Genomic DNA, 24834 nt, shown 5'->3' on the forward strand with positions numbered 1-24834 from the left:
GTTTCAATGTTGAAACGCGACTCCTCCGGGACGCTAAAAAACGCGTCGGATTTGTGCGGTGACGCGTGCTGCTGACGGGTGCCGCCGTCGGTTAGGAAAACGATGGCTTGAAAGTCAGAATATTTCCTACAACAATGAATCGACCACAAGCGCGCGATGATCCTTTCGTTCGCTTAGGAATGGAAACAAAAAATCAGATAGACCGGATGAGAAAAATATCCGGCTTTCGTGCGAGGCGGGGATCATGTACTTTTCGGATCGGGGTGCGCTCGGCGCCGAACGTTGCATCCATAACTGGCTGACACGCGAACGCGTGCTGCTGTACAGCTGCGCGATGCTCGTGCTTTGCGCCATCCTGCTGGCGGCATGGGGGTGGACTAGCAGCGGTTTCATGGCAACGGACGTCTCCCGACCCGGCGTCGACTTTTCAGTATTCTGGACTGCGTCGCACATGATGCTGAACGGTTCACCGGCCGCGGTCTACGACTATCCGACGTTTGCACGGGCCGAAGCGGAGCTCTTTGGGGCGCACGGTTTTTTGCCGTGGCTCTATCCGCCCACACTGCTGCTGCTCGTTGCACCGCTTTCCTTATTGCCGTACGCGATCTGCTATCTGCTGTTCGTGTGCGTCGGCGCCTGGCTGTTTGCGGCCGGCACGCAGGGCGTTGCCGGTTTCGCTGCTCACTTTCGACGCCCGCAATTTGCCGCCCTCGTCGTGCTTGCGTATCCAGGCGTCTTTGCTGCAGCAGTCGTTGGGCAGAATGCGTTGATTACCGCCGCGCTGATGGCGTTCGCGGTTCGCTGGACCGAGCGGCATCCTGTACGCGCGGGCATCTGCATCGGTTTGCTGGCAATCAAACCGCAATTAGCCGTGTTATTTCCAGTTGTGCTGATCGCAGCGCGTGCGTGGAAAACCATGTGGGCCGCAGCAATCAGTGCTGCGGGGTTTGTTGGAATCAGTGTGCTCGTGTGCGGCACACAGTCGCTCCGCGCATTTATGGTCGGCACTAGCATGGCGCGAGAATTGGTGCTCGAGAATCGCGCGCTGTACTGGCCTTCTTCTCCGACGCCGTTTGCCGCGCTGCGTCTCGCGGATGCGTCTGCCGTCATGGCTTATGCCGTACAGGCCAGTGTCGCATTGATCGCTGCTGCGGCCGCGTGCTATGTATGGCGACGCACAGACGATTTGCGGATGCGTGCCGCGGTGATTGCGGTGGCCACGCTGCTCGCGAATCCTTACGTATGGTTCTACGAACTGACCTGGCTCGGTGTTGCGCTCGTCTGTCTTGCTGCGTGCGGGTTTGAAAAGGGCTGGCGGCGCGGCGAGCAGGCCGTTCTGGTACTTGCGTGGCTGCTGCCGGTACATGAATTCTTCAATCGCGTGACTCACTTGCCGCAAATCGGACCGGTCGTGTTGCTGCTTGTTCTGCTCGTTATCGTGCGGCGCACGCGGCTCGATGTGCAGGAGGCGGCATGAACCTGCACGCGTTCCGCCATGCGTCGCCGAAATGCCGGCCGTTGCCGGCATTGCACGCAGCGGGTCCGCAGAGACGTCCGCATTGGCTCAACGCGGATCGTCTGCGGCTATACCCGATCACCGCGTTTGGGTGCTACACATTGTTCATCGCAATCTTTCTGATCCGGCTGAGCGAGCAGAAAGGGCTGAGCGGCATGAACCCATTCGTGGTGGATTTCCTGCCGTTCTGGAGCGCAGCAGTTCTTGCCCTGCATGGGCACGCAGTCGACGCCTATAACGTCCACGCGCTGTCCGTGATCGAGATCGGCACGGTGCCGTACCTGGGCGCCGTCAACGGCATCCTGCCGTGGCTGTATCCGCCCAGCACGCTGCTGCTGATCGTTCCGCTCGCGCTCCTTCCCTATAAAGCCGCTGCGGTGGTGTGGCTCGGTGGCGCGTACGTGCTCTTCGTCAAGACGATCCGGGCCATCGTGCCGGATCGGCAGGCCATCCTGCCCGTGCTGTTCTTTCCCGGCGCGCTTTTCGTCATCAGCGTCGGGCAAAACGGCTTGCTGACAGCCGCGCTCGCAGGGGGCGGACTTGTATGGTTGCGTCGCCGGCCGGTCGCTGCAGGGATCTGTCTGGGCCTGTTGTGCATGAAGCCACAGCTCGTCGTGCTGTTTCCGCTGGCGCTGCTGTGCGCCCGTTCGTGGCGTGCGCTGGCGGCTTTCGTGTTGACGGCCGGGGTCACGCTTGCGCTCGCGGTGCTCGCGTTCGGCACGGACACGCTGACAGCATTTCTGCATAACACCGGGATTGCCACTTACAGCATCGAGTCAGCACACGCCACGCTTGCACGCGTGCCGAGTGTATTCGCGCTCGCTACGCTGGTTCATGCACCCGTTGTGCTCGCCTACGCGGCGCAGGGCGCAAGTGCGCTGATCGCCGCGGCAGCCGTCTGTTACGCATGGAGCCGTGAATGCTCGTACGCCCTGCGTGCGGCAACTTTGATCTGCGCGAGCCTGCTCGTGAGCCCCTATCTCTACGACTACGATCTCGCCTGGTTCGGTGTGCTGATCGCGTGGTATTGCCGGCACGCGCTGGTCGCGGGCTGGGCGCGCGGTGAACGGGAATGGCTGATCGTGCTCTGGATCGCGCCGCTCGGGGGCATGTTGATTATTGCCTGCGGGCCGTTCCAGTTTTTGCCTTTGATCTCGCTGACAACGCTCGGGATGCTGGTGCGGCGCATCGCGCTAGAAAGGCGTGCGCCCCCGGTGTTCGAACGTTACGCCGACGAGTGAAGATCACCACAGCGAGCAGGAAACGCCGGCGACAAACGTGAGCGATGTGCGCCCTGGCTTCGCACCGGCTCACAGAGTCAAATCAGAATTACGGGGAGGTAATCATGTCTGAACAAAATAATATTTCATTGATTTCACTGGTGGTGCCGTTCTATAACGAAGGCGAGGCGGTAGGTCAGTTCTTCAGCGAGATCCTTCCGGTTCTCGAGGGGATTGAATCGACGCGTTTCGAAATAGTCTGCGTCAACGACGGCAGCAGCGATGGCACGCTCGATAAGCTGATCGCCGCCAGCGTGCGTGATGCGCGCATACGTGTGATCGACCTCACGCGAAACTTCGGCAAGGAGGCGGCACTCACAGCCGGAATCGACGAAGCGTGGGGCGACGCAGTGATTCCTATCGATGCGGATCTGCAGGATCCGCCGAGCCTGATTCCGGTCATGGTTGAACATTGGCGGCAAGGAGCGGAAGTCGTCGCCGCCAAACGGACCAACCGTGCTTGCGACACGTTCGCGAAACGTACCGCTGCCGCGATTTACTACCGCGTTCACAATGCGCTGTCTGAAGTGAAGCTTCCGGAAAACGTCGGCGATTTTCGTTTGATGGACCGTCAGGTCGTCAACGCATTGCGCAACTTGCCGGAGCGGCGGCGCTTCATGAAAGGGCTGTTTGCGTGGGTTGGCTATCGGACCGTGATTGTCGAATACCAGCGCGAACCGCGCAGCGCCGGCCATTCGAAGTTCTCCGGCTGGCGGCTGTGGAATTTCGCGCTCGAAGGCATCACGAGTTTCAGCACCGTGCCGCTGCGGAGCTGGAGCTATATTGGTCTTGCGATCGCCACGGCGGCCTTTGTGTATGGCGGCTTCGTCATTGGCCGCACGCTGTGGCTCGGCAATCCCGTGCCGGGCTACGCGTCACTGCTTTCCGTGATGCTGTTCATGGGCGGTATCGAGTTGATCGGGATTGGCGTGGTCGGCGAATACATCGGCCGAATCTACTACGAGACGAAGGGACGGCCTGTCTATCTCGTGCGTCGCCGCTATCAGGAAAATAGCAAAATCAGCACGCTGCCCGTCGGGCGCAACAGCTCGCGCATGCCGAACACGCTCCGGCTCGAATCGTCACGCAAGCGCGTGCGGTTCGCCGGCCGCTGATTCGTGGAGGCGTGAATCATGTCCCCTGATGCTTATCTGCAGATGGCCGAGACCGAGGCCGGACATTGGTGGTTTCGCGGTCGGCGCGATGTCTTGAGTTCGGTGTTGCACCGCCTTGCATTGCCGTCCCGTGCGCGTGTGCTCGAAGTGGGTTCCGGAACCGGCGGCAATCTGGACATGCTGGCCGAGTTCGGCAGCGTGAGTGGTATGGAGATGGACGAGACGGCGCGGATGCTCACCGCGAAAAATACCGGAACGCGTTTCGATATCCGCGCAGGGCGCTGCCCGGATGACTTGCCTTTCGACGGCGAACGCTTCGATCTGATCTGCTTTTTCGATTGCCTTGAGCACATCGCCGACGACGTTGGCTCGCTTGCGCGCATGCGGGAGGTACTGGCCCCTGGCGGAAAGGTCGTCGTGACGGTGCCGGCGTACCAATGGCTATGGAGCGCGCACGACGTCTATCTTCACCATCACAGACGCTACGATCGGTCGAGGCTCGCGGCGTGCGCCGACAAAGCAGGATATCGAATCGAACGCGTGACTTACTTCAACACGCTGCTGCTTCCGCTGGCGATTGCCGTGCGGTTTATCGATCGTCTGCTCAGGCGCGACCGGTCGAGTGGCGATACCACGCCAGCCGGTGCTTTGAACATGCTCCTCTATCGGATCTTCAGCGCCGAGCGTCACTGGGTTTCACATGGCGGGTTGCCGTGCGGCGTGTCGCTGCTCGCCGTGCTGACGGCGAAGTGACGCCGGCATGAAAAAAGGCACTGAGTTGATAAAACTGATCCGCTTCGGCGTATGCGGACTGTCGGCGACCGGCCTGCATATCGGCGTGGCCGTCGTGCTGATATTGCACGTGGGTATGTCGCAATCTCTTGCCAATACGGTCGCGTTCGCTTGCGCGACTTGCTGGTCGTACCTCGTCAATACGCTCTGGAGTTTTTCGTCTTCGCTGCGTGTGCGGAACGTCTGGCGATTTGTCACCGTGTCGCTTGGCGGTGCGGCTCTGACCGGACTGGTGTCGTATCTCGCGCAGGTTACGGGGGCCGGACCGTGGATAGGGATTGCGATGGTCATTTGCGCAGTCACGCCGCTTTCTTTTGTCACACATCGTCGGTGGACATACGCAGAGTCGTGAGTGCGCACACCACGGCTATCAAAGGTGACAACCTCTTACCGCCTGAGGTGCTCCAGCGCGTCTCTCATCGGCAAACTGGAAATCACAATTGGCCCGGAGAACGGCGTATCCAGATCGACGATGACATAGATGGCGGAAGCAATCGACACCGCCCCAAGCGTGATCGTGACCAGTGCCAACGCATTGCGCGGCGCGATCAATCCGAAGCTGAGAAAAATCACGCACAGCCAGAACGTCAGCGTCATGAAGAATGGCAGAGAAATTGAGCTGTGTGCTTCTTCGATGATTTTCCATCGAGCATCCACCGTTCGCCGATATTGCGTCAACGCGTCATCGAGCGCGCGCTGTTGTAACGGATCATGCGCCCGCAATGGCCGCAACTGTCTGCCCACCGCAGTCAGCATATCGCCGAGCCGCACGTTCTCCAGTTTCTGCGAGTTGTCCTGAGTTCCGATGTCTCTCGGATAGTCACCAGTTGGCGCCGGCTCGCCGGGCCATGTCGATGCAATCGCCGCCGCGGTGTACACGCGCAGCAGATGTCGGGCCTCATCGGTATCGCTGCCGTATTCCCGCATGGTCGTGTCGAATTCGATCAGGTCGGCCGCAAAGGCGCGCAAGTCATTCGATTCGGTATCGAAACTGGATTTTGCGGACGCCGTCATCAACCCGAGCACCAAAGCGGCAAACGTCACAAGCATGCCCATAACCAGTTGGATAAGTTGCACGGTTTCGTGCGCCTTATGCTCCTCAGGCAGCAGCGGCCGCGCCCACACACCCAAGCCGGTTCCGACAAGCAATAAAGCGAAAACCAGCAGAGCCGAGCCTATTTCTGACATAGAAATGCTCCGGAGATGCGCGCCTCGTCACTTTCTACCAACCGCAGTCCGCCGACCACCCGGGTAGTCCCGCAAATGAAAATGCCCCTGCTCAAACAGCGGCGGACCTCCGCTCGTATGTTGATGTATCGCAACCGTATGCGCCATCAACCATAAAGTTTTCTGTCGTCCCGCCGTAGACCATCTATGTGGCGTTCGCTTAAATTTTGAACAAGCGTTGCGAACCTAGCCGTATGGGCTTGGGCGCAGCACGCGTGGCCGAGGGTAGTTTTCTGAACGTTCGGTCGGGCGGCCCAATGGAGACCAACCCGATGCTGAAAAATCTGTCGATTCGAACCTCCCTTACTCTGATGATCGTGTTCTTCGGCGTGGTGCTGCTGGTCGGCGCCGCCGCCGGACTGTTGTCGTTGCGTTCGAGCAACGCGTCGCTGCAGCAGATGTACACGGTGGACACGCCCGCAGTCGCCGACCTCGAAGGCAGCGCCGGACAGTTGCTGCGCCTGCGTCTGGCTCTGGCGACCTACGCATCTTTGGTCGACCTGAACGATCAGGACGGTGCGAACGCGGTGCTCAAGCGCTTCGATCAGTACCAGAAAGCATCGGACGATCGTCTTGCCCACTATGTGAGCCGCGCGAGCACGGATGCTGACGAACAGCGCCTGATCAAGGACATGCAGGACAAGCGCGACACCTTCCTGCACGAGGGCGTCGATCCGGCGCTGGCCGCGCTCAAGTCCGGCGACAAGACGGCATTTGAGCAGTTGCAGGCGCACAGGTTGCCGTCGCTCTACAGCGCGTACGAGAAGGCCATGCTCACACTTGAGCAATTGCAACTCGACCATGGCGCCCAGCGCTATCAGGACGCGCAGGATTTGTTCTACGCAATCTGCGTTGCGGTGGCGATCGGCATGGCGTTGTCGCTGTTGGGCTCGTTGATCGGGCGGGCTGTGATGGTGCGCGCAATTGTGAGTCCCGTCGACGCGACCATTGCGCAGTTTCAGCGGATCGCCAACGGCGATCTGACCAGCCAGATAGACGTGACGAGCAACAACGAAATGGGTCGTCTCGCCGCGGCGCTTCGCAAGATGCAGGACTCGCTGATCGAGACGGTGAATGCCGTGCGTCACGGCACGGAGTCCATCGATACGGGCGTGAGCGAGATTGCGGCAGGCAATACCGATTTGTCGCAACGTACCGAGGAGCAGGCCGCATCGCTCGAAGAGACGGCAGCCAGCATTGAAGAGCTGACTTCGACGGTCAAGCAGACGGCGGACAACGCGAAGCAGGCGAGTGCGCTGGCGCAGGGTGCGTCGAGTCTGGCGGCACAGGGCGGCGATCTGACCGGGCAGGTGGTGGGCACGATGCATGGCATCGTCGACGACTCGCGGCGGATTGCCGACATTGTCGGCGTGATCGAAGGGATTGCTTTCCAGACCAATATTCTGGCGTTGAACGCTGCGGTCGAGGCGGCGCGTGCGGGCGAGCAGGGGCGTGGGTTTGCGGTGGTGGCGAGTGAAGTGCGTTCGTTGGCACAGCGAAGCGCCACGGCGGCGAAGGAGATCAAAGGGTTGATCGATGCTTCGACAGCGCGAGTGCAGGCTGGCTCGCAACTGGTCGAGCGTTCGGGGTCGACGATGACCGAGATCGTCGAGGCGATTTCTCGTGTGAGTTCGATCATGGGTGAGATCGCGGCTGCTGCGCTTGAGCAGAGTACCGGGATCGATCAGGTGAACCTGGCTGTTGCGCAGATGGATGAGGTGACTCAACAGAATGCTGCGTTGGTTGAGCAGGCTGCTGCGGCGGCTGGTTCGCTGGAAGAGCAGGCTCGTAGGTTGACTTCGGCGGTGGCTGTGTTTCAGACGGGGAGCGGGGGTGGGGTTGTCGCGGTTTGAGGTTTTTTTTGTCTCCGCGACGCTTGCTTGTCTGGTTGCCTGCGGCGTTGGCCTTTCCTTGATTTCTTATCGGTCTATTAGCGTCGCCCCTGTGCGGGGCAGGCACCTGCTTTTCTTTGCCTGCCGCAAAGAAAAGTAGGCAAAAGAAAGCGGCTCACACCGCTAACTATTAAGCGGGTCCCCTGGCTCGGAGGAGGTAGTGGTGCATCTGGAATCGGTGTTCTCGCACATTCGGCGTGAGTGACAAGGCCGTCATACTTCCGGCGGCGCTGCGCGCGCCGACGCGTATTTCATAGAGCCATCTTTTCGGTTTCGCGATCCTGCTGCACTCGGTTTGGGGCACTTCCAGAATCCCATCGTGTTTGCGCATTCGGCGCCTCGCCGAGGCGAAGCCGATGGCTCCCGCTGCGCGTAACCGAAGCCCCAAGGTTTCCCGTGCAGACCGGTCCGCGACGCACGCAGTGCGGAGTGGGAGCGGATGACACCTTTGTCACTAACGCGGAGTGTGCGAGGACACGGATTCCAGATGCACCACTACCGTGGCTGCGCGGGGGACCCGCTTAAAAATTAGCGGTTTAAGCCGCTTTCTTTTGCCTACTTTTCTTTGCGGCAGGCAAAGAAAAGTAGGTGCCCCCCCGCACAGGGGGAACGCTAATAGACCACCAAGAAAACAAGGAAAGGCCAACGCCCCAGTCAAACAACCAAACAAAGCGCCGAGCAGGCAAACAGATCAAGGAAAGACCAACGCCATAAAAACACAGACAAAAAAGCGCAATCTAGGCAAATCCTCAACCTTCACTGCATAGCCGCGTAATACTTAGCCACACTATCAATCTCATCAGAAGTCATCTGCCTCGCCACATTCCGCATCTGCTCATTAATATCGTTATGCCGCGCACCGGAAGCAAACGCCCGCATCTGCGCAGCGAGATAAATGGACGACTGTCCCCCAAGCCAGGGCGCTGCCCCCTTACGATCCAACTGTCCATGACAGGCAGCACAGGGCGCAATATTCCGCTGCGGATCGCCCTGCATCGCAAGCTTCACAGCATTCGCATCCGGTCCAACGCCTGTAGGCAAAACCTCAGCCGCCGGTGCGCGAGACAGCGACGCATAATAAGCCGCCAGATCATGCAGATTCTGATCGCTACGAGCCGCAATAATCGGCTGCATCACCGCGTTCTGCCGCACGCCGTTCTGATAGTCGCGCAACTCTTTATAGACCACGTCGGCATACTGCCCAGCCAACGCGGGCGCCGTCACCTGCACCGTGCCCAGCACGCCATGACACATCGAGCAATTCTGCGTCGCGATCGTCGCGCCGCGGCCAATCGAATCCGCGTCGGCACGCACCCGCCGCAAAGGCGGCAAGACCACGACCTCGCTCGGCGCGGGGCCGGCAATATTGGCACCGCCGTACCAACTCGATGGCGCACCCGCCGCGCTGCAAATCGTCGCCCACAAGCCACGCTCGCTGAAACCGCTATTCGCCGACGGCAACCAGATGAAGCCGATCAATATCGCCACCACGGCAATCGCAATCGTGCCGCCCAGGCTCACTGTGAACCACGGGTTGCGCAAGCTGAATACGCGTTCCTGACTCATCGCTGCGCTCCAACGACAACTGCCGGCACCGACGTCTGCGGCAATCTGAGCAACTGAACGATCGGCACACTGTAGTTGACGACCGTCAGCCCGATCATCAACGCCACCCACAAGCCGAAGCTATTGAGCGCGGCAGGCACGTGCTCCACCGGCTGCACCGCGCTCGCAAAGCGGAAACTCTGTTGTTGCACCTGTGGCCCGAATTGCGACTTCGCGAGGATGTAAATGAACAGCACGCCGGACACCGCCAGAATCAATCCGCCCACCGCCGACACGCCAACCCAGAACGCCTGCGATTCCATCCCTGGCATGTTGTAGTCGTAATACGCCATGCGGCGCGGCGCACCGAGCAAGCCGACGTAATGCCACGGTATCGTCACCACCATCATGCCGATGAACCACAGCCATAGTTGCGTACGCACCAGCTTCACCGACGCAATCGCGCGGCCGGTCAGTTGCGGCCACAGTTCGTACGCGATCGCGAAGTACATGATGACGATCGCCCCGCCGAAAATCAGATGGAAGTGTCCGGTCACCCACTGCGTGTTGTGCACAGTCGAGTTCAACTGATAGCTCATGTTGATCAGACCACCGGCACCGCCAAGACCCAGCATCACGAAGGAAAAGGCGATCACCAGCATCATCGGGTTCTGCCACGGCAACGCGGTCAACCAGCCGAACGCGCCCTTGCCGCCGCGCAGCCTCCCGGCGATTTCCACCGATGCGCAGATGGTGAACACCGTCAGCAACGTCGGCACCGACACCATGCCGGTGAACACCGCATGCAGGAACTTGAACCCCGAGCCGACCTGTGGATCGGCGAACAGGTGGTGAATGCCGATCGGCATCGCGAACACGAGGAACAGAATGAACGACACGCGCGCCATCGAATCGCTGTAGAGCCGTCCGCCGATCGCACGCGGCACCAGCGTGTAGTACGCGATATAAGCCGGGATCAGCCAGAAGTAGACGATCGCGTGCAGCGTCCACGAGAACAGGATGCGCGAGAGGCCGGCGTCGATCGTATTGGTCAGGCCGAAGGCAACCGGCAATATCTGGAACAGGATTTCGAGCGCCGCGCCGACCGCAGTCCACGCCCACAGATACGCGCCCGCCACGTTGGCGAACATCGCGAGTGGAATGGGCTTGCCAGGATTGGCGCGCTTCCAGACGCGCAGATTGACGTGCATCAGCGCGACCCAGATCCAGGAGCCGACCACCACCAGCACCACACCGAGGTAATAGAATGGACTGCCGATCATCGGTGGATAGAAGGTGTAGAGCACCGAGGCCTTGCCGAGCGCGACCGGCACCATCGCCATCACCGCGCCAACTGCAAGCATGATGAATGCGGCCCACGCCCACTTGAGACCGACGAGCCGCTGCGCCAGCGCGAGTTCGACGATCGCGTAGCCAAAGCCCATCGAAACCAGGGTGGGCAGCACGTAAGCCATCACCGAGCCATGCGCGGTCACCGATCGATAGTAGAGCTCGGGGTCGCCAACCCACGGCACCAGCGGGCTGCGTACCAACATCTGCCACGCGCCGAGCAGCAGCGCGATCAGAAACGCAATGAAGGCTAGCCAGAAATGCGCGAGAACGAGTCGCTTAGCGTGAAACACAGCTGAGCCTCCGTGATTGTCGGGCTTGCTCGAAGAAGGTCGCTTTGTCGACTACCTTGACATGCGCCCACATGGTCTGGTGGCCGAAGCCGCAGAACTCGTGACACGGCATGGTGTGGTCGGCGGGTTTGTCGAAGCGCGTGTTCAGCGTGGCGACATAGCCGGGCACGACCATCGTGTTGATGTTGGTATCGGTGACGAGCAGGCCGTGCACGACATCGGCGCTGGTCGTGCGGATCGTGATCGGCGTGTCGGCAGGCACCAGCAGGCATTGCGGCGTGAACGAATACTGCTGCGCGATGAAACGGACGACCACCGAGCCATCCGGCTCGACGGCGCTGCCGAGGTTGTCTTCGACGAATTCGCCGGATAGTTGCAGTCGCGAAGGATCGATCGTCTCGACCCGCGAAGGCGGCATCATCGCCCAATGCAGCCCCGAGAAAACGATGACGGCGAGCATCAGAACGATCAGCGCCGTGGCAAAAATCGCCCAGCGGCGCTCGGCACGCAAGGCGATTTCGTGGCCGGCGCCCGGTTGGTGATTGGAATCAGTCGACATGGTCAGTGGATGACGCCGCGCGGCAGAAAGACAAGAAAGTAGAAGCCGAACCAGATCGCCATGACGATCAGGGTGGCGACACCGGCCACGGCGATCGCGCCATGCGGGCCGGCTGCGACGACGCGTTCCACTTCTTCATCCGTAGGTGGGGCCGGGCTGCGGCTATCGTTCGCTTCCATCAAAAGATTCTCCAGTGCTCAGCGACTCAATGCAGCGGCGCCTTGCGCAACTCGTTGACCTCGCGGGCCGTCACCGGTTTGCCGTGATTGCCCCACGCAGTGCGGATATAAGTGACGACGGCGGCGGCATCGGTATCGGATAGTTCCTGACCGAAGGGCGGCATGCCGTATGGCTCGGGATTGCGCATGGTGCCGGGCGGGAATCCGCCATTGAGCACGATGCGGATCGGATTGACCGACGAGTCCATCTCGATCGACTGGTTACGTGCGAGCGGCGGGTAGTGCTGCAACTGGCCCTCGCCATTCGCGCCGTGGCATAGCGCGCACTTGTCGGCGTAGATCTTTTCGCCGAGCGCGAACACGTTGGTATTGGTCGGCGCGGACGGCCCCGACTTGCGGCCCTGGTTGTCCGGCAGTGTTTTCAGATAGACCGCCATCGCCTTGACGTCTTCTTCCGTCATGTACTGAAGGCTGTGATAGGTGACTTCGGCCATCGGCCCGTACACGGCGCCGCGATCGGAAATGCCCGCCTGCAGCAGGTCGACGATGTCCTTGATGCTCCAGTCGCCGAGACCGCCGTCTTTATCCGACGTGAGCGACGGCGCGTACCAGTTCTGTACCGGAATCAGACCGCCGGCGAACTGCTCGCGTTGCGACGAGCCGCCGAGCATGTTGATCTTGGTGTGGCACATCGTGCAGTGCCCGAGCCCTTCGACCAGATACGCGCCGCGATTCCACTCGACCGATTTGGTCGGGTCCGGCTTGAACTCGCCTTCATGGAAATACAGCGTGCGCCAGCCGTACAGGAGCTTGCGCTGATTGAACGGGAAGCGCAGCGTGTGCTTGTGGTTCGGCTCACGTACCGGCGTCACGGACTTCAGATAGGCGAAGATCGCGTCCGAGTCTTCACGAGTCACCTTGGTGTACTGGGCGATCGGCATTGCGGGGTAGAGCATCGCGCCGTCCGGCGTGCGGCCGGTGCGCATCATCTTGAAGAACGCTTCCTGGCTCCATGTGCCGATGCCGTACTGCGCGTCCGGTGTGATATTCGGCGAATACAGCGTGCCGAACGGCGTCTCCATGGCGAGGCCGCCGGCGAACAGCTTGCCGCGCGGCGCGGTATGGCAGGCGACGCAGTCGCCGGCGCGCGCCAGATACTCGCCGCGTTTGACGATGTCGGGGCGCGTGTCGGCTTTGTCGGCAGTGGCGGTTGCATTCGTGGCAGCAGGCACGGCTTCAGCGGCGCTTGCTTCTGCGATTAGCAACGTTCGCTGTCCGCCGGAAAGCACGGCGCCGCCGGCGACGATCAAGCCGGCAATCAGCAAGCCGGATACGAGCGAAACAGCAGTGCGACGGCGCGTCGTCATGGCATACGAAACAGGGCGGATCGAACGGAAGGTCGGCTTCATTGCGGTTGGCTCCCGCATGCGAGCGGCAGCCGCTCCGCGGACGCCGGCGCGGGTCGCGGATCGGCAGGGCGCGGCTGGCGCGCGAGCCAGCTCGATACCGCGGTGATGTCCTTGTCGGTCAGCTTGACGGCGATCGAATGCATGCAGTCCGGCGCAAGCGCGTGACGCGTGCCCGAGCGCCACGTTCCCATCTGCCCGGCGATGTAACTCGCATGCAGTCCGAGCAGACCGGGGATGCCAGGTTGCGTCCCCGTCATACGTGCTCCATGACAGGCGATGCACGCCGGGATCTTGCGCGCCGGATCGCCCTGGGTGACGAGCCGCTGTCCGGCCGCGAGCACTGCCGGTGAGACTTCGGTGTGATCGGAATTGGGGTAGGGCGGTTGCAGGTCGGCGAAGTACTGGCTGATCTTGCGCAGATAGTCGTCGGGCAGGAAGGCGACCAGATAACCCATCGGCGGATAGGTGCGGCCGCCGTCACGAAACGCGGTCAACTGATTGAACAGATAGTCCGCCGGTTTGCCGGCGATACGCGGGAAATAGTCGTTGTTCAGGCCTTGGCCTTGCACGCCATGACACGAGGTGCAAGCGCGCACGCGCTCGTCCATTGCCGAGGGCATCGCGTCTGGTGCGTTAGTGGCTGCGAACGCCGCGCCACGCCACATGACGTAAAACACCAACAGGATCGAAAATCCGATAGTTCTACGATGCACGCCGGGCCTCGTCGGGGGAACGGTTATTTTCGCTATTTATTTCTCACGGGTTCGCTCATGGATTCCATGAACGATGCGTGACAAGCCTGCTATTCGTTCTTATATAACGACTGCATGAACAGCAAATCGAAACGGACTGATTAAGGAGGCACAGCGTTGAATAGATACCGGAATGCAATTGTTCGGCAAAACAATGATCTGCCTGAGTGCGCCGATGAATGACGGCTTTCGGGCTATGGTAATAACGCCTGATGCGTTTAGTAGGTGTGTAGCAGGTTGCAGGAATTTATCCGATGCGTCAATAAAAATTCAGGGACCAATCGGCAGCGCACCCGATCAGCATAGATGTCGATTAGCGCGCCTTCAATATTTATTTTGCGTCTGGATTGAAGGTGGCCCGCATCGCCGAATGCGATTGATTTGCCGGTCTGCGTTTCAGCCGGGATTAATGAGTCATGGCGCATGCATCGACGCCCCGCACGTCAACTGAAGAGACGCATCAATGCGGTGCGTGCATTGCTAACGCGTTCGCTTTCGCCGATTCGCCCTGGCAACAGATGAAACTCGACAGCAGGCAATGCGGGCAATCCAATGCTCGGCGCACACGCCGCCACGCCACCGCCAATCGACGATTCGTTCAGGCAGGAAATGCCCAGCCCGGCCCGCAATGCCAGTTGCAGCCCGGCCACGCCGGAGGCCGAATGCGACACCAGATACGGCACCTTGTGTTCGTCGAGCAACTTCACGACGAAGCGCTGCAACTGGCAACTCGACGGCAGCAATACCAGCGGATAAGGCGTGGCCGGCCGCGGACTGGCATCGGCCGCGCAGACCCATAGCAGTTTCTCGCGCCGCACTACTGTGCTTTGCGCGTCGGCGCGCCGGCTGCCGGATTTGATGTTCCCGGTGACGAGCCGCAACGAGAGGCCGATGTCGAACGATGCGTCGTCGCCGGCGTTGCTGTCGATCACGGCGCTCGGCAGCACGGTGACGTGCAGTTTCAGGCGGGGGTGCTGTTCCGAAAACGTTTTGAGAATGCGCGCGATGTCGAGTGGACGGTAGTAGTCCGTGATGGCGATGCGTAGCTCGCCGTCGAGCGAGCGGCCTTGCAGGTCTTCGAACGCCGCTTCGCTCATTGCGATGATGCGTCGCGCGTGGTCGAGCAGGCGGCTGCCGGCCGGCGTGGCGGTCACACCTTGCTTGCTGCGCACGAAGAGCGGCTGGCCCGCGCGCTCCTCGAGTTTCTTCAACTGCTCGCTCACCGACGACTGCGACAGGAACACGCGTTCCGCGCCCGCCGAGACGCTGCCCGACTCGGCGACAGCGACGAAAGTGCGTAGTTGTGTGAGGTCAAATCCGCGCGAACTCATGATTCGGTATATCCGATGGAAGTCATCTGAAATTCCGGCTTTTCCGATGGTTGTGTCAGCCGTAGGATACCGCCAATTCATTCATTGCGGAGGCTGACATGAGAAACGAATCGATTGCGGCGATACGGGTGCCGGCTGCGCGCGCAGCGAGCCATCGGTGGAAGGTGCTGGGAGTTGGTTTTGCGGCGAACGCGAGTTTTTCGGCCGCTTTTTCCGGAATTCCGACTACGGCCGTGTTTTTGCGCTCGGGTTATCACCTCGGCAACGAAGGGTTGGGGCTGGTGCTCGGCATGCTTGGTTTGGGCATTGCGGCTAGCGAATTGCCATGGGGACTTCTGACCGACCGTTGGGGCGATCGCCGCGTGCTGTTGCTCGGACTTCTTTCGACTGCCGCGGCGCTAGCCGGACTGGCGTTGTTCGTGGTGCCGTCCGGCGCGCACGTGCCGAACATGGCGACACTCGCGCTCGGCTTGTTGCTGGTCGGCCTGCTCGGCGGCAGCGTCAACGGTTCGAGTGGCCGCGCGGTGATGGCCTGGTTTCGCGAAGGTGAGCGCGGGCTCGCGATGAGCATCCGGCAGACCGCGGTGCCGGCTGGCGGTGGCCTGGGGGCGTTGGTCTTGCCGGTGCTCGCATCGAGATTCGGCTTTGCCAGCGCGTACACGGTGCTCGCGCTTGCGTGCGCGATTACCGCGGTGTTCGCATGGCGCTGGTTGCACGAACCTGCGCATGTTGAAGGCAACGGCGCGAAACCGGCTCGCAGCGCGGCCGTTGCGGGCGCAGTGCCAGTGAAGGTATCGCCGTTACGCGATATCGGCATATGGCGTGTAGCGCTCGGCGCCGGCGCACTGTGCGTGCCGCAGCTTGCCGTCGTGACGTTCGGTACCGTATTCCTTCACGACTTCAGCCGGGCCGGCGTGCTGGCGATCAGCGTGACGATGGCGGCGGTGCAACTGGGCGCTGCGATTGCACGGGTCTGGAGCGGTGCGTGGACCGACCGGCGCGGCAATCGGCGCGCTTACATGCGCGCCTGCAGTGTCCTGACCGCCGTGCTGTTCGCATCGCTTGCCCTGGTGACGGGTCTCGCCGGCATGCACCACGCGGCGATGACAGCGGTGTTCGCGCTGATGATCGTGCTAGGCGGCATCAGCGCGTCCGCATGGCATGGCGTTGCCTTCACGGAACTCGCGACGCTCGCAGGGACGAGCCGCGCCGGTACCGCACTCGCGATCGGCAACACGTGTGTCTTTCTCACGCTGTTCCTGACTCCGCTCGCGATTCCGCCATTGTTGTCGGTGGGTTCGTGGCCGATAGTGTGGGCGGTAGCCAGTGTGTGCGCATTGATCGCGTTACCCGTATTTCCACGCGCGGCGCGCGCCAGCAAGCTGGCGGCGGTGCGCACTTGTGATGCTGCATGATGGCGCGATAGTGGCCGGCAGCGTGATGCTGCCGGTTCCATTCGTTGTTTTCTCTGCGATGGGAGCGGCGGGACGCGCTCTCATCGCTGTAGTGCTTTTCAGCCGGAAATAATCAGCGAGAAAAAACTCTCGCGTATTCGATTCGCATAATTGCGTATTTCTACTTTGATAGCGCCGCAATGGACTATCAAATTGTCTGCCGGTTTCGGAGTGCTCTGATTTTCGCTCAGTTGTGGCGGTGGTTTTATGGCCGCCCTTGGCACGTCTTCCCAAACCGGGAGGTCGTCAAGGAAAGTGTGAAGCGTGCGGGATTTCCCTTGCGTGGTCGCCGAATACACCTACAACAGCCGAGAGAATTCATAGTGAACCTTCGAGTCATTCTGGCCGACGATCATCCCTTCGTTCTGCTAGGCGTTCGGGCCGCGCTGGAAATGCATGACGGCGTCACCATTGTCGGCGAAGCCGCTACGCCGGGTTCATTGATCGAACTGTTGCAGAGCACCCCATGCGACGTGCTCGTCACCGACCTGACGATGCCGGAGGCGTCTGGCGCGGTTGAAGACGGTCTGGATCTCGTCAGGCGAATCCAACGTGCGTGGCCTTTGATGCGCATCGTCGTGATGACAGCTCTGACGAACACGGCGATTCTGCGCGCAATCGTGTCGGATGGCGTAGTCAGTACGCTCAGCAAGATGGAAACAATGGACGAGCTTTGGCAAGCGATCGAAGCGAGCGGTAAGGGGGAGGTCTACGTCGGCTGCTCCATCGCCGCAGCGCTTGCCCGGCCGCAGGACGAAGCATGCGATCTGCCGCCGGTTTCACGATTGTCCCGCAGGCAGGCGGAAGTGATAAGAAGGGTCGTACGTGGCCAATCGATCTCCGAGATCGCAGTGGCGCTCGGATGTCATCGCCGAACCGTCAGCCGTCAAAAACGCGAAGCAATGGCTAAACTCGGTGTCGCCAACGATCCCGGTCTCTTTGCTTGTGTTCGCGCACATGGAGTTTGCGAAAGTTAAATCGCATAGCTAACCAATTATAACAATGCACTCATCGACATAATTCAGAGCGATCTTATGTTAATCGTCAGAAATACGTTTGATGATCGAGGGAGGGCCAGTCGCTCCGGAGAGAGCGATGGGAATTCAGGTACGGGGGAGAAAAAAACGATGAACAATAACGCCGACTTAAGCACACCTGTTCGAGCCATCATCGCGGACGATCATCCACTCGTTCTGTTGGCGATCGAGAATCTGATGTTGGGTTATTCGGATATGAGAATCGTCGGCCGTGCTGCCGACGCCACAGAACTTTTCAGGGAAGTTGAACGTATTCCATGCGACCTCGTTCTCATGGACCTCTATATGCCAGGAGGCTTCTACGGAGACGGGCTGGAAGCCATCAGGCAGTTCAAGGTGCGCTATCCCGATGTCGCTCTTGTCATTCTGACCATGGAAACCGAAGCTGCCGCGCTGAAAAAGGTTATCGCGCTCGGTGTCAATGGGCTGATCAGCAAACGCGACCGGATCGATCTGATTCACGTGGCGGTTGTCACAGCACTGGCGCGCGAGTGTTATCTCGGGCCGGCCGTGCGGGCAATGATTGCCGACGCAACGGTCGCGCAGCGGCTCGATTTTGTCCGGCAAATGTTGTCTCGCCGCGAACTGGAGGTATTCACGTACTACGCTTCCGGGCTAGGCGTTACGGAGATTGCCGCGCGCCTCGGCCGCAGTGTCAAGACAATTAGTGCTCAGAAATGTACCGCGATGCGCAAGCTCGCCCTGCGCAGCGACGCGGAAATATTCCGCTTCGCAGTCGAGCATGGCGTGATCTCTGAAGATCGCCTGCAAAACCGGCGCTAAGCCGACGAGACGTCACGCCGGTCCGGAGGCGTGGCGAACAGAAGATGTACTGGCCCATCCCGGGGATGCACGTTGCGTGCAGGGAATGCCAGTCGATAAGACGACAAAAATGACACAAAAGATCCGCGTCATCGTGGCCGACGATCACGATTGCGTTCGTGTTGGCGTGATACGCCTGCTGCAAGCGGCACCTCGCATCGAAATAGTCGGCGAGGCGCCTGACACCCAGACGCTGGCCGAATTGCTCGACACCCATGCGTGCGACGTCGTCGTGTCGGATATTGGAATGCCGGGCATGGACGGTGCCAGCAACGTCGTGTCCTTCCTGCGTCGCTTGTTGCGGGCCCGGCCACATCCCTGCGTCGTTGTGCTGACGATGATCTGCCATGCGCACATGCTCTCCGGATTGTTGCACCTCGGCGTGTCCGGAATCGTCGACAAGCGCGACACCGCCACGTCGTTAATCGATGCGATCGAGGCAGCGATTTCCGGCGGTGTCTATCTATCGGATTGGGTTCGCGTTGCGATAGGCACATCCGATGCACCGCCGCAGCCGCGCGCGGGCGTGCTGAGCGCGCGCGAATGGGAGGTCTTCCAGCTCTATGTGCAAGGTCTGGCAGTCCACGAAATCGCGACACGTCTGCAGCGCAGTGGCAAGACCATCAGCACGCAGAAGCGCAGCGCGATGCGCAAGCTCGGTCTCGAGACAGAAAACGACCTCATCGACTATGCGAGACAGATCGGGTTGGCCTGACAGCTGTGTGAGAGAACTGGCCCTCGACAGTCGATGCATCTTAAGAATTTAAGAGTCTTCTGATTGGTTGGGGGACGTCACTGTTTCATAGTGCTGAATTCGCTGGGGCTCGACTTCCAACACTTGCATGACGAAAACAGTCATTTCGCAATGCTGTGCACTGCCGAGCCTGGAAAATTCAGGCAGATGTCTAGCGGCTGGAGTGTCGCGCCATCTGGCATTGGCACAAATACTGGGAGGCGGGATGGTTGCGCTAGGCAAGCGGTTATTGGTCGAGGGATGCGGGACGGCGTGGGTGGTTTTCATCGGCTGCGGCAGCATTGTATTGAACGCAGGCGCGGTGCAGCAAGGCTACGGCGTGCTCGAGGTGCCGCTTGCGTTCGGTCTGGCGCTTGTCACGGCGAGCTACGCATTCGGCACCATCTCCGGTGCTCACTTCAATCCGGCTGTCACGATCGGCTTTACGGTCGCGCAACGATTCCCGGTTCGAGATCTGCTGCCCTACATTGCCGCTCAGATTCTCGGGGCCATCGCAGCCGCTGCTCTTCTGGCTTATGTGGCGAGCGGCCGCCCCGGCTTCGAACTGGCCGCGAGCGAATTCGCGGCTAACGGTTTTGGCGACCATTCTCCAGCCGACTATCAACTTCATTCGGCGCTCGTCGTCGAGCTTGCGCTGTCGTTTGCTTTCGTCATGGCGAGTCTGATGATGGCCTGCCGGCGAAGGTCGAGGCCGATCGCGCCGCTGGTCGCCGGTGCGTGCCTGACGATCGTATACATGGTGTCGATTCCGGTTACCAACGGCTCGATCAATCCTGCTCGCTCGACCGGTCAGGCATTGTTCGTCGGCGATTGGGCGCTCGATCAGCTCTGGCTGTTCTGGGCGGCGCCCTTGCTGGGCGGCGTCGTTGCCGGAGCGTTGTTTTCATTTTTGCGCGGCAAGTCCGGCCGGGACACCGCGTCGCCCACTCACGAGCAGGGCAAGGTCGCGTGAACGCCGCCTGGTGTCATTTCATGGTGACTGCTATGAAACTGCCGCGCTGTATCGCGATGAGGCAGGTGCTGCGACGTGTATCGCAGTCCCTGCTTGCAGCGTTCGTGTTTGTCGCCATGCAGATGCAGCCAGCAGTAGCCCAGCCGGTCGCCGGTCAATCGCATCCGTCGGTTGGCGGCGCCTTTCCTGCCACGTTGACCGTCGGCGTTCTGGCTAGTGGGTGGTTGCCTTTTGACGGGATTCAGGACGGTCAGCTAACCGGCTTGAGCGCGGACTATTTGCGTGCGCTGGTTGGGCCGAACGTCGTGATCGAGTCGAAAGCGTTTCCTGACTTGCCGCAACTTCTGGCCGCGGCATGCGCAGGCAACGTAGATCTGGTCACGAGTCTCGCTCGCACACTCGAGCGGGAACGCTGCTTCAGCTTCACTGCGCCGTACTTTCGGGCGTCCGCATCGGTCGCGGTCCGTCGCGACGGCGATGTGTACGCGAACGCCGCTCAGCTTGCCGGCGCCCGCCTCGCGGTAGAGAAAGGGTTCGCGCTCGAACGCTCGTTGCGCGAGCGCTTTCCACGCGCCCAGCTCGAAACCTTCGCCAGTACACACGCGGCGCTCCAGGCGGTCGCACAAGGCGACGCCGACGCCTATCTCGGTTTTACGCCTTCCATACAGTACGCGCTGAACACGGAAGAATTCCGCGGATTGCAAGTCGCTTTCGAAGAGCGAAGCAAACTCGCTAGCTTGCGCTTTGCCGTGCCGCGCAATCGGGTGGCGTTGCGTGACCAACTCGATCGCGCGCTCGCGTCCATGAATCCGGTCGACGACACGGCGATCCGCGCGCGCTGGCTATCCGGCAATTTCGACGCGCAAGCAGCGTCCACTGCGCGGCATCTCGTGCTGACACCGCAGGAGCAAGCCTGGCTCCGTTCGCTGCCACCGTTGCAGGTGGGTTTCGATAGTGGCTGGCCGCCTTTCAGTTATGTCGACGAGTCCGGCCGTCCCGCCGGCATTGCAGCCGAATATCTGGACTATCTGAGCCGTGCGCTGGGTGTCGTGTTCAAGCGCGCCCAGACGGCCGACTGGCCCGCTACCATGGAAGCTTTCCAGCGCGGCGATCTGGCGATTCTGGCCACCTCCTCCAGTAGCGATCCCCGTCTGAAGAGTGCGGTCCACACCCATGCATACGAAAGTTATCCGCTTGTGATCGTCGGTCGCGAAGACGAACCGGCTGCACGCGCACTCAACGATTTCGCCTCGCGGCGCATTGTTGTCCCGTTGCACGTCGCCGGCTCGATTCCGCTCGCGGCCGACAATATTCCGGCCAGCAACATCGCTGTCGTGCCCAGTCTGGACGAGGCGCTCAAGATGGTCGAGAACGGCCAGGCGGACGCACTGGTTGGCAACGTAGCCGCGGTAGATATCCTCCTCAAGCAACGGTATGCCGGCGTGCTCAAGATCCTCGGGACAGTCGGCGGATCTGACGCGCTCGGCTTCGCGGTGCGGCCTGATCTCAGCCCGCTCGCTGGTCTGATCGACCGTGCGTTGCTGGCTATGCCGCCGGCCGAGAAGCAGCGTATCCGCGAGAAGTGGGTGACCGGTGGTGCGGGAGAGTCGGGAACATGGAGCGTTCCCGCAGTGCGTCTTCTGCCGTTGCTGATCGGCATCGGTCTCATATTGCTGGTCACACTGCGTGCCTACGTACTGTTGCAACGCGAAGTCAGGCTGCGCAAACAGACCGAACGCGAACTGGCGCTACAGCTGAACTTTCAGGAAACCATGATGGAGATGGTTCCGTATCCGCTCGTCGCAAAAGATCTGAATGGGCGCTACATCGCGATCAACCGCGCGTATGAAGAAGCGTGCGGTTTGCGCCGCGAAGCGGTGATCGGATGTACCGCGGTGGATATCCAGGCATGGGGTGAAGCCAACAGCCACGTTCTGGATGACCTTACGCGCAAGATGCTGACAGGCGGCGAGCCCGCACAGGCGGAACTCCAGTTCGAGCGCGGCACGGGTGATCTGCGGCATGGCCTGTTCTGGACTCGGATCTGTCGCAACAGCGACGGCAAGCCGAGCTGTGTGCTCGGAACGATGGTCGACATTACCGATATCCGGCGCGCTGAGATGCTCGCACGCGAAACCGAACGGCGCCTTTTCGACGTCACGCGTTCATTGCCGGCCGTCGTATTTCAACTGCGTCGCACCGCGGGCGGCGAGTATTCGTTTCCGTATATCGGTGGCGACACGCATCATCTGCTGGGTGACGACCGCACCTCGTCGATGGGCCGTGAAAAGATCGATTTCAGCCAGGTGTGCGAAGAGGACCGGCCTTTTGTGTTGGCCGAACTGGAACGGTCGGCGCGCTGTGCGACCCCTGTGAATATGGAGTTTCGTTTCGAAGTCGAGCATGAACTCAGGTGGGCGCGCGCGGAGCTGGTGCCGCGCCGCGAGAAGGATGGCGGCGTTGTGTGGAGCGGCTATTGGGTGGACGCGACCGTCGAGCATGCGAGGTCAGAGGAACTCGCGCGAGCGCGCGACGTGGCCGAAGCCGCCTCGCTCGCAAAAGATGAGTTTGTCGCGATGATGAGTCATGAAATCCGTACGCCGATGAACGGAGTTCTCGGCCTCGTGGAAGTGCTGGAACGCACACCGCTCAATGCGGATCAAGGGGAAATGCTGAGCATGATCCACGAGTCGGCTGGTGCGTTGCTGCAGATTCTGGACGACCTGCTCGACTATTCGAAGATCGAAGCTGGGCGGCTGACTATCGAAGCCGAACCTATCGACATGCGCGAGCTGGTCGACAACGCAGTTGGATTGCTCGCGGGCCGAGCCCATGAAAAGGCCCTGAAGGTACGCGTGGATATCGCGCCCGATGTTGCGGCCACGCTACGTGGTGACAGCGTGCGATTGCGGCAGATTCTGTTCAATTTGCTCGGCAACGCCATCAAGTTCACGCCGGAGGGAGAGGTTGACGTGCAGGTTGTTGTCGTGAATCAGACCGGCAATGCTCAGACGCTTGAAATGTCCGTCGAGGACACCGGCATCGGCATCTCACCGGAGGTGCAGGCGCGGCTGTTCGAGCCGTTCGTGCAGGCGGAGACGTCTACTACGCGCCGCTTCGGCGGTACCGGGCTGGGCCTGACGATCTGCCGCAAGCTGATCGACCTGATGAGCGGCACGCTCGATTTGCGTAGCGAACCAGGAGTCGGCACGCGTATGACGGTGCGTCTCACCATGCCTGTGGAATCGCAGCGTTACTCCGTGAGCGGTCTGCGCGGCAAACGCGGCGTTGTGGCGACGGGCGACGCACGGGTCGCGCGGGCGCTGATGCATTTCGGCGAGGCCCTCGGACTCGAGTTGCACCGCGTATCGCCTCATGCGGCCGAATTGGGCGATCCAACTGCTCTGGCAGGCGTGGATATGATTTTCGTGAGCGAAGATGTGGAGCTGCCGGCAGGTGCCGGGCCCGATTCGAGGATCATTTGCCTGACCGAGAAGCCGAAGCCGACCGGCTACCGCATCATCGAGAACAAGGTGCGAGTCAGTATCAATCCGATCTCGTGGCGTGGCCTCGGCGCGGCATGCGCTGCGGCGATGACGGGATTGCCTTCGGTGGCGCCGCGTTCCGGCGGCATGCCGCGCCAGGCCGAAGGCGCCACCGTGCCGCCGGACCGCGAACGGGCAATTGCCAACGGACGCCTGATCCTGGTTGCGGAAGACCATCCGGTAAATCAGGAGTTGATCCGTCATCAACTGGCCTTGCTCGGTTTTGCCTGCGACGTGACGAATGACGGCGTCGAGGCACTGGCTGCGCTCGAACAAACCAGCTACGGGTGTCTGATCACGGACTGTCACATGCCGAACCTGTCCGGGTACGAGCTGGCGCGGCGGATCCGGGAGCAGGAGCATGGTGGCGCGCGTCATCTGCCGATCCTCGGGATTACCGCGAATACCGCGCCAGAAGACCTGACGCTGTGCCGTGAAGCGGGTATGGATGATTGCCTTGTTAAGCCGACGCGGCTCGCTACGCTACGGGACTATCTGAGTCGTTGGTTTGGCTCGGACAGCGCGTGGCAAGCCGCACCCGCTGAAGCTGTCGGCGTCCTGCCGGTTTCCGGGCCGAGCACTCACAGTGGCCCCGAACCATTCGTTCCGGTCAACCTGGGTCACATGACGGAGTTGTGGGGGAGCGAATCGACCGTTAAGGCATTGCTCGATTCGTTTGTTTCGTCGGTACGCGAAGACATGCAGGCACTACCACCGCTACTCGAGCGCATCGAGGTCGAGCGTCTGCGCGAGTGGCATCATCGCGTGGCAGGGGCGGCGAGTGTGTTGCGATATCCGCCGCTGCTCAGTGCGTTGGAAGACTACCACCGAGACCTTGCTGGCAAGACGCCTGAACGCTTGCGCAGCGACGGGCTGGCGTTGGTCCGCAAGTGCAATGCAATGCTGGATGGAATTGAGGAGCAGGCGGCATTACTCGCGTGACGTTGAGGCGCACAACAGCGAAGCGAGGCTTTGGCGCCGCGCTTGGACGCGCGCATTGGCGCGCGACCAAGCGTGAATCTCGCGGGCG

20 protein-coding genes are annotated in these 24834 nt (G+C 60.9%); 12 read left to right on the top strand and 8 right to left on the bottom strand.

Translation table 11 applies throughout. The features are described 5' to 3' along the window. The first annotated feature begins 244 nt into the window (after positions 1-244). The 5 genes from KHO23_RS01065 (at position 245) to KHO23_RS01085 (ending at position 5055) form a co-directional block, all read left to right on the top strand. Positions 245-1477: a glycosyltransferase family 87 protein gene (locus KHO23_RS01065; protein ID WP_211608739.1), complete on the top strand. Its 1233-nt coding sequence runs from the start codon at positions 245-247 to the stop codon at positions 1475-1477. Continuing rightward, on the top strand, positions 1474-2757 hold the full coding sequence (locus tag KHO23_RS01070; RefSeq protein ID WP_211608740.1) for a glycosyltransferase family 87 protein: 1284 nt from the start codon (positions 1474-1476) through the stop codon (positions 2755-2757). The genes KHO23_RS01065 and KHO23_RS01070 overlap by 4 nt, the downstream gene beginning before the upstream one ends. 104 nt (positions 2758-2861) lie before the next feature. Beyond that, positions 2862-3911, top strand: coding sequence for a glycosyltransferase (locus tag KHO23_RS01075; protein ID WP_211608741.1), 1050 nt, complete (start codon positions 2862-2864; stop codon positions 3909-3911). Between the two features lie 18 nt (positions 3912-3929). Further along, positions 3930-4664, top strand: a complete 735-nt coding sequence (locus KHO23_RS01080) for a class I SAM-dependent methyltransferase (RefSeq protein ID WP_211608742.1) — start codon at positions 3930-3932, stop codon at positions 4662-4664. A gap of 7 nt (positions 4665-4671) precedes the next feature. Continuing rightward, complete coding sequence (locus KHO23_RS01085; protein WP_211608743.1) at positions 4672-5055, top strand: GtrA family protein; 384 nt, start codon at positions 4672-4674, stop codon at positions 5053-5055. A gap of 35 nt (positions 5056-5090) precedes the next feature. On the opposite strand, the gene KHO23_RS01090 is transcribed toward KHO23_RS01085, so the two are convergent. Further along, positions 5091-5891: a bestrophin-like domain gene (locus KHO23_RS01090; protein WP_211608744.1), complete on the bottom strand. Its 801-nt coding sequence runs from the start codon at positions 5889-5891 to the stop codon at positions 5091-5093. A 311-nt stretch (positions 5892-6202) separates the two neighbouring features. Here KHO23_RS01090 and KHO23_RS01095 point away from each other — a divergent pair, with 311 nt between their 5' ends. Continuing rightward, positions 6203-7783: a methyl-accepting chemotaxis protein gene (locus KHO23_RS01095; protein WP_211608745.1), complete on the top strand. Its 1581-nt coding sequence runs from the start codon at positions 6203-6205 to the stop codon at positions 7781-7783. A 795-nt stretch (positions 7784-8578) separates the two neighbouring features. Here KHO23_RS01095 and KHO23_RS01100 read toward each other — a convergent pair. From KHO23_RS01100 to KHO23_RS01130, 7 genes are all read right to left on the bottom strand, one after another. Continuing rightward, positions 8579-9388, bottom strand: a complete 810-nt coding sequence (locus KHO23_RS01100) for a c-type cytochrome (protein WP_211608746.1) — start codon at positions 9386-9388, stop codon at positions 8579-8581. Beyond that, on the bottom strand, positions 9385-11010 hold the full coding sequence (locus tag KHO23_RS01105) for a b(o/a)3-type cytochrome-c oxidase subunit 1 (RefSeq protein WP_211608747.1): 1626 nt from the start codon (positions 11008-11010) through the stop codon (positions 9385-9387). The genes KHO23_RS01100 and KHO23_RS01105 overlap by 4 nt, the downstream gene beginning before the upstream one ends. Further along, the gene (locus tag KHO23_RS01110; protein WP_211608748.1) at positions 10997-11569 is read right to left on the bottom strand and encodes a cupredoxin domain-containing protein; all 573 of its coding nucleotides are present in this window, start codon (positions 11567-11569) and stop codon (positions 10997-10999) included. Before KHO23_RS01110 ends, KHO23_RS01105 begins: the two co-directional genes overlap by 14 nt. Positions 11570-11571: 2 nt before the next feature. After that, a complete protein-coding gene (locus KHO23_RS01115; protein ID WP_211608749.1) occupies positions 11572-11748 on the bottom strand; it encodes a hypothetical protein in 177 nt (58 codons plus the stop codon). A gap of 26 nt (positions 11749-11774) precedes the next feature. Then, positions 11775-13157: a c-type cytochrome gene (locus KHO23_RS01120; protein WP_407946024.1), complete on the bottom strand. Its 1383-nt coding sequence runs from the start codon at positions 13155-13157 to the stop codon at positions 11775-11777. Next, the gene (locus KHO23_RS01125) at positions 13154-13870 is read right to left on the bottom strand and encodes a c-type cytochrome (RefSeq protein WP_211608750.1); all 717 of its coding nucleotides are present in this window, start codon (positions 13868-13870) and stop codon (positions 13154-13156) included. The genes KHO23_RS01120 and KHO23_RS01125 overlap by 4 nt, the downstream gene beginning before the upstream one ends. A gap of 482 nt (positions 13871-14352) precedes the next feature. Continuing rightward, positions 14353-15240 (bottom strand): LysR family transcriptional regulator, encoded by an 888-nt coding sequence (locus KHO23_RS01130; RefSeq protein ID WP_211608751.1) that lies wholly within the window; start codon positions 15238-15240, stop codon positions 14353-14355. 98 nt (positions 15241-15338) lie between these two features. Between KHO23_RS01130 and KHO23_RS01135 the strand changes: the two genes are divergently transcribed. From KHO23_RS01135 to KHO23_RS01160, 6 genes are all read left to right on the top strand, one after another. Continuing rightward, complete coding sequence (locus KHO23_RS01135) at positions 15339-16655, top strand: MFS transporter (RefSeq protein WP_211608752.1); 1317 nt, start codon at positions 15339-15341, stop codon at positions 16653-16655. A gap of 179 nt (positions 16656-16834) precedes the next feature. Further along, on the top strand, positions 16835-17671 hold the full coding sequence (locus KHO23_RS01140) for a response regulator transcription factor (RefSeq protein WP_211608753.1): 837 nt from the start codon (positions 16835-16837) through the stop codon (positions 17669-17671). Positions 17672-17821: 150 nt separating this feature from the next. Next, the gene (locus KHO23_RS01145) at positions 17822-18514 is read left to right on the top strand and encodes a response regulator transcription factor (RefSeq protein ID WP_211608754.1); all 693 of its coding nucleotides are present in this window, start codon (positions 17822-17824) and stop codon (positions 18512-18514) included. Positions 18515-18623: 109 nt separating this feature from the next. Beyond that, positions 18624-19268, top strand: a complete 645-nt coding sequence (locus tag KHO23_RS01150; protein ID WP_211608755.1) for a response regulator transcription factor — start codon at positions 18624-18626, stop codon at positions 19266-19268. Between the two features lie 244 nt (positions 19269-19512). Then, positions 19513-20259: an aquaporin Z gene (gene aqpZ, locus KHO23_RS01155; protein WP_211608756.1), complete on the top strand. Its 747-nt coding sequence runs from the start codon at positions 19513-19515 to the stop codon at positions 20257-20259. 32 nt (positions 20260-20291) lie between these two features. Then, on the top strand, positions 20292-24746 hold the full coding sequence (locus KHO23_RS01160) for an ATP-binding protein (protein ID WP_236066686.1): 4455 nt from the start codon (positions 20292-20294) through the stop codon (positions 24744-24746). The last annotated feature ends 88 nt before the right edge of the window (positions 24747-24834 follow it).

Origin of the sequence: Paraburkholderia haematera (genome assembly GCF_905220975.1) — a bacterium.
In the GTDB taxonomy this organism is placed as follows: Bacteria; Pseudomonadota; Gammaproteobacteria; order Burkholderiales; family Burkholderiaceae; genus Paraburkholderia; species Paraburkholderia haematera.

What these genes read in the sequence shown, in the direction of transcription:
- KHO23_RS01065 (WP_211608739.1), top strand. Translation starts at nt 245, where the DNA reads ATGTACTTTTCGGATCGGGGTGCGCTCGGCGCCGAACGTTGCATCCAT.
- KHO23_RS01070 (WP_211608740.1), top strand. Translation starts at nt 1,474, where the DNA reads ATGAACCTGCACGCGTTCCGCCATGCGTCGCCGAAATGCCGGCCGTTG.
- KHO23_RS01075 (WP_211608741.1), top strand. Translation starts at nt 2,862, where the DNA reads ATGTCTGAACAAAATAATATTTCATTGATTTCACTGGTGGTGCCGTTC.
- KHO23_RS01080 (WP_211608742.1), top strand. Translation starts at nt 3,930, where the DNA reads ATGTCCCCTGATGCTTATCTGCAGATGGCCGAGACCGAGGCCGGACAT.
- KHO23_RS01085 (WP_211608743.1), top strand. Translation starts at nt 4,672, where the DNA reads ATGAAAAAAGGCACTGAGTTGATAAAACTGATCCGCTTCGGCGTATGC.
- KHO23_RS01090 (WP_211608744.1), bottom strand. Translation starts at nt 5,891, where the DNA reads ATGTCAGAAATAGGCTCGGCTCTGCTGGTTTTCGCTTTATTGCTTGTC.
- KHO23_RS01095 (WP_211608745.1), top strand. Translation starts at nt 6,203, where the DNA reads ATGCTGAAAAATCTGTCGATTCGAACCTCCCTTACTCTGATGATCGTG.
- KHO23_RS01100 (WP_211608746.1), bottom strand. Translation starts at nt 9,388, where the DNA reads ATGAGTCAGGAACGCGTATTCAGCTTGCGCAACCCGTGGTTCACAGTG.
- KHO23_RS01110 (WP_211608748.1), bottom strand. Translation starts at nt 11,569, where the DNA reads ATGTCGACTGATTCCAATCACCAACCGGGCGCCGGCCACGAAATCGCC.
- KHO23_RS01115 (WP_211608749.1), bottom strand. Translation starts at nt 11,748, where the DNA reads ATGGAAGCGAACGATAGCCGCAGCCCGGCCCCACCTACGGATGAAGAA.
- KHO23_RS01120 (WP_407946024.1), bottom strand. Translation starts at nt 13,157, where the DNA reads ATGAAGCCGACCTTCCGTTCGATCCGCCCTGTTTCGTATGCCATGACG.
- KHO23_RS01130 (WP_211608751.1), bottom strand. Translation starts at nt 15,240, where the DNA reads ATGAGTTCGCGCGGATTTGACCTCACACAACTACGCACTTTCGTCGCT.
- KHO23_RS01135 (WP_211608752.1), top strand. Translation starts at nt 15,339, where the DNA reads ATGAGAAACGAATCGATTGCGGCGATACGGGTGCCGGCTGCGCGCGCA.
- KHO23_RS01140 (WP_211608753.1), top strand. Translation starts at nt 16,835, where the DNA reads ATGGACTATCAAATTGTCTGCCGGTTTCGGAGTGCTCTGATTTTCGCT.
- KHO23_RS01145 (WP_211608754.1), top strand. Translation starts at nt 17,822, where the DNA reads ATGAACAATAACGCCGACTTAAGCACACCTGTTCGAGCCATCATCGCG.
- KHO23_RS01150 (WP_211608755.1), top strand. Translation starts at nt 18,624, where the DNA reads ATGACACAAAAGATCCGCGTCATCGTGGCCGACGATCACGATTGCGTT.
- aqpZ (WP_211608756.1), top strand. Translation starts at nt 19,513, where the DNA reads ATGGTTGCGCTAGGCAAGCGGTTATTGGTCGAGGGATGCGGGACGGCG.
- KHO23_RS01160 (WP_236066686.1), top strand. Translation starts at nt 20,292, where the DNA reads ATGAAACTGCCGCGCTGTATCGCGATGAGGCAGGTGCTGCGACGTGTA.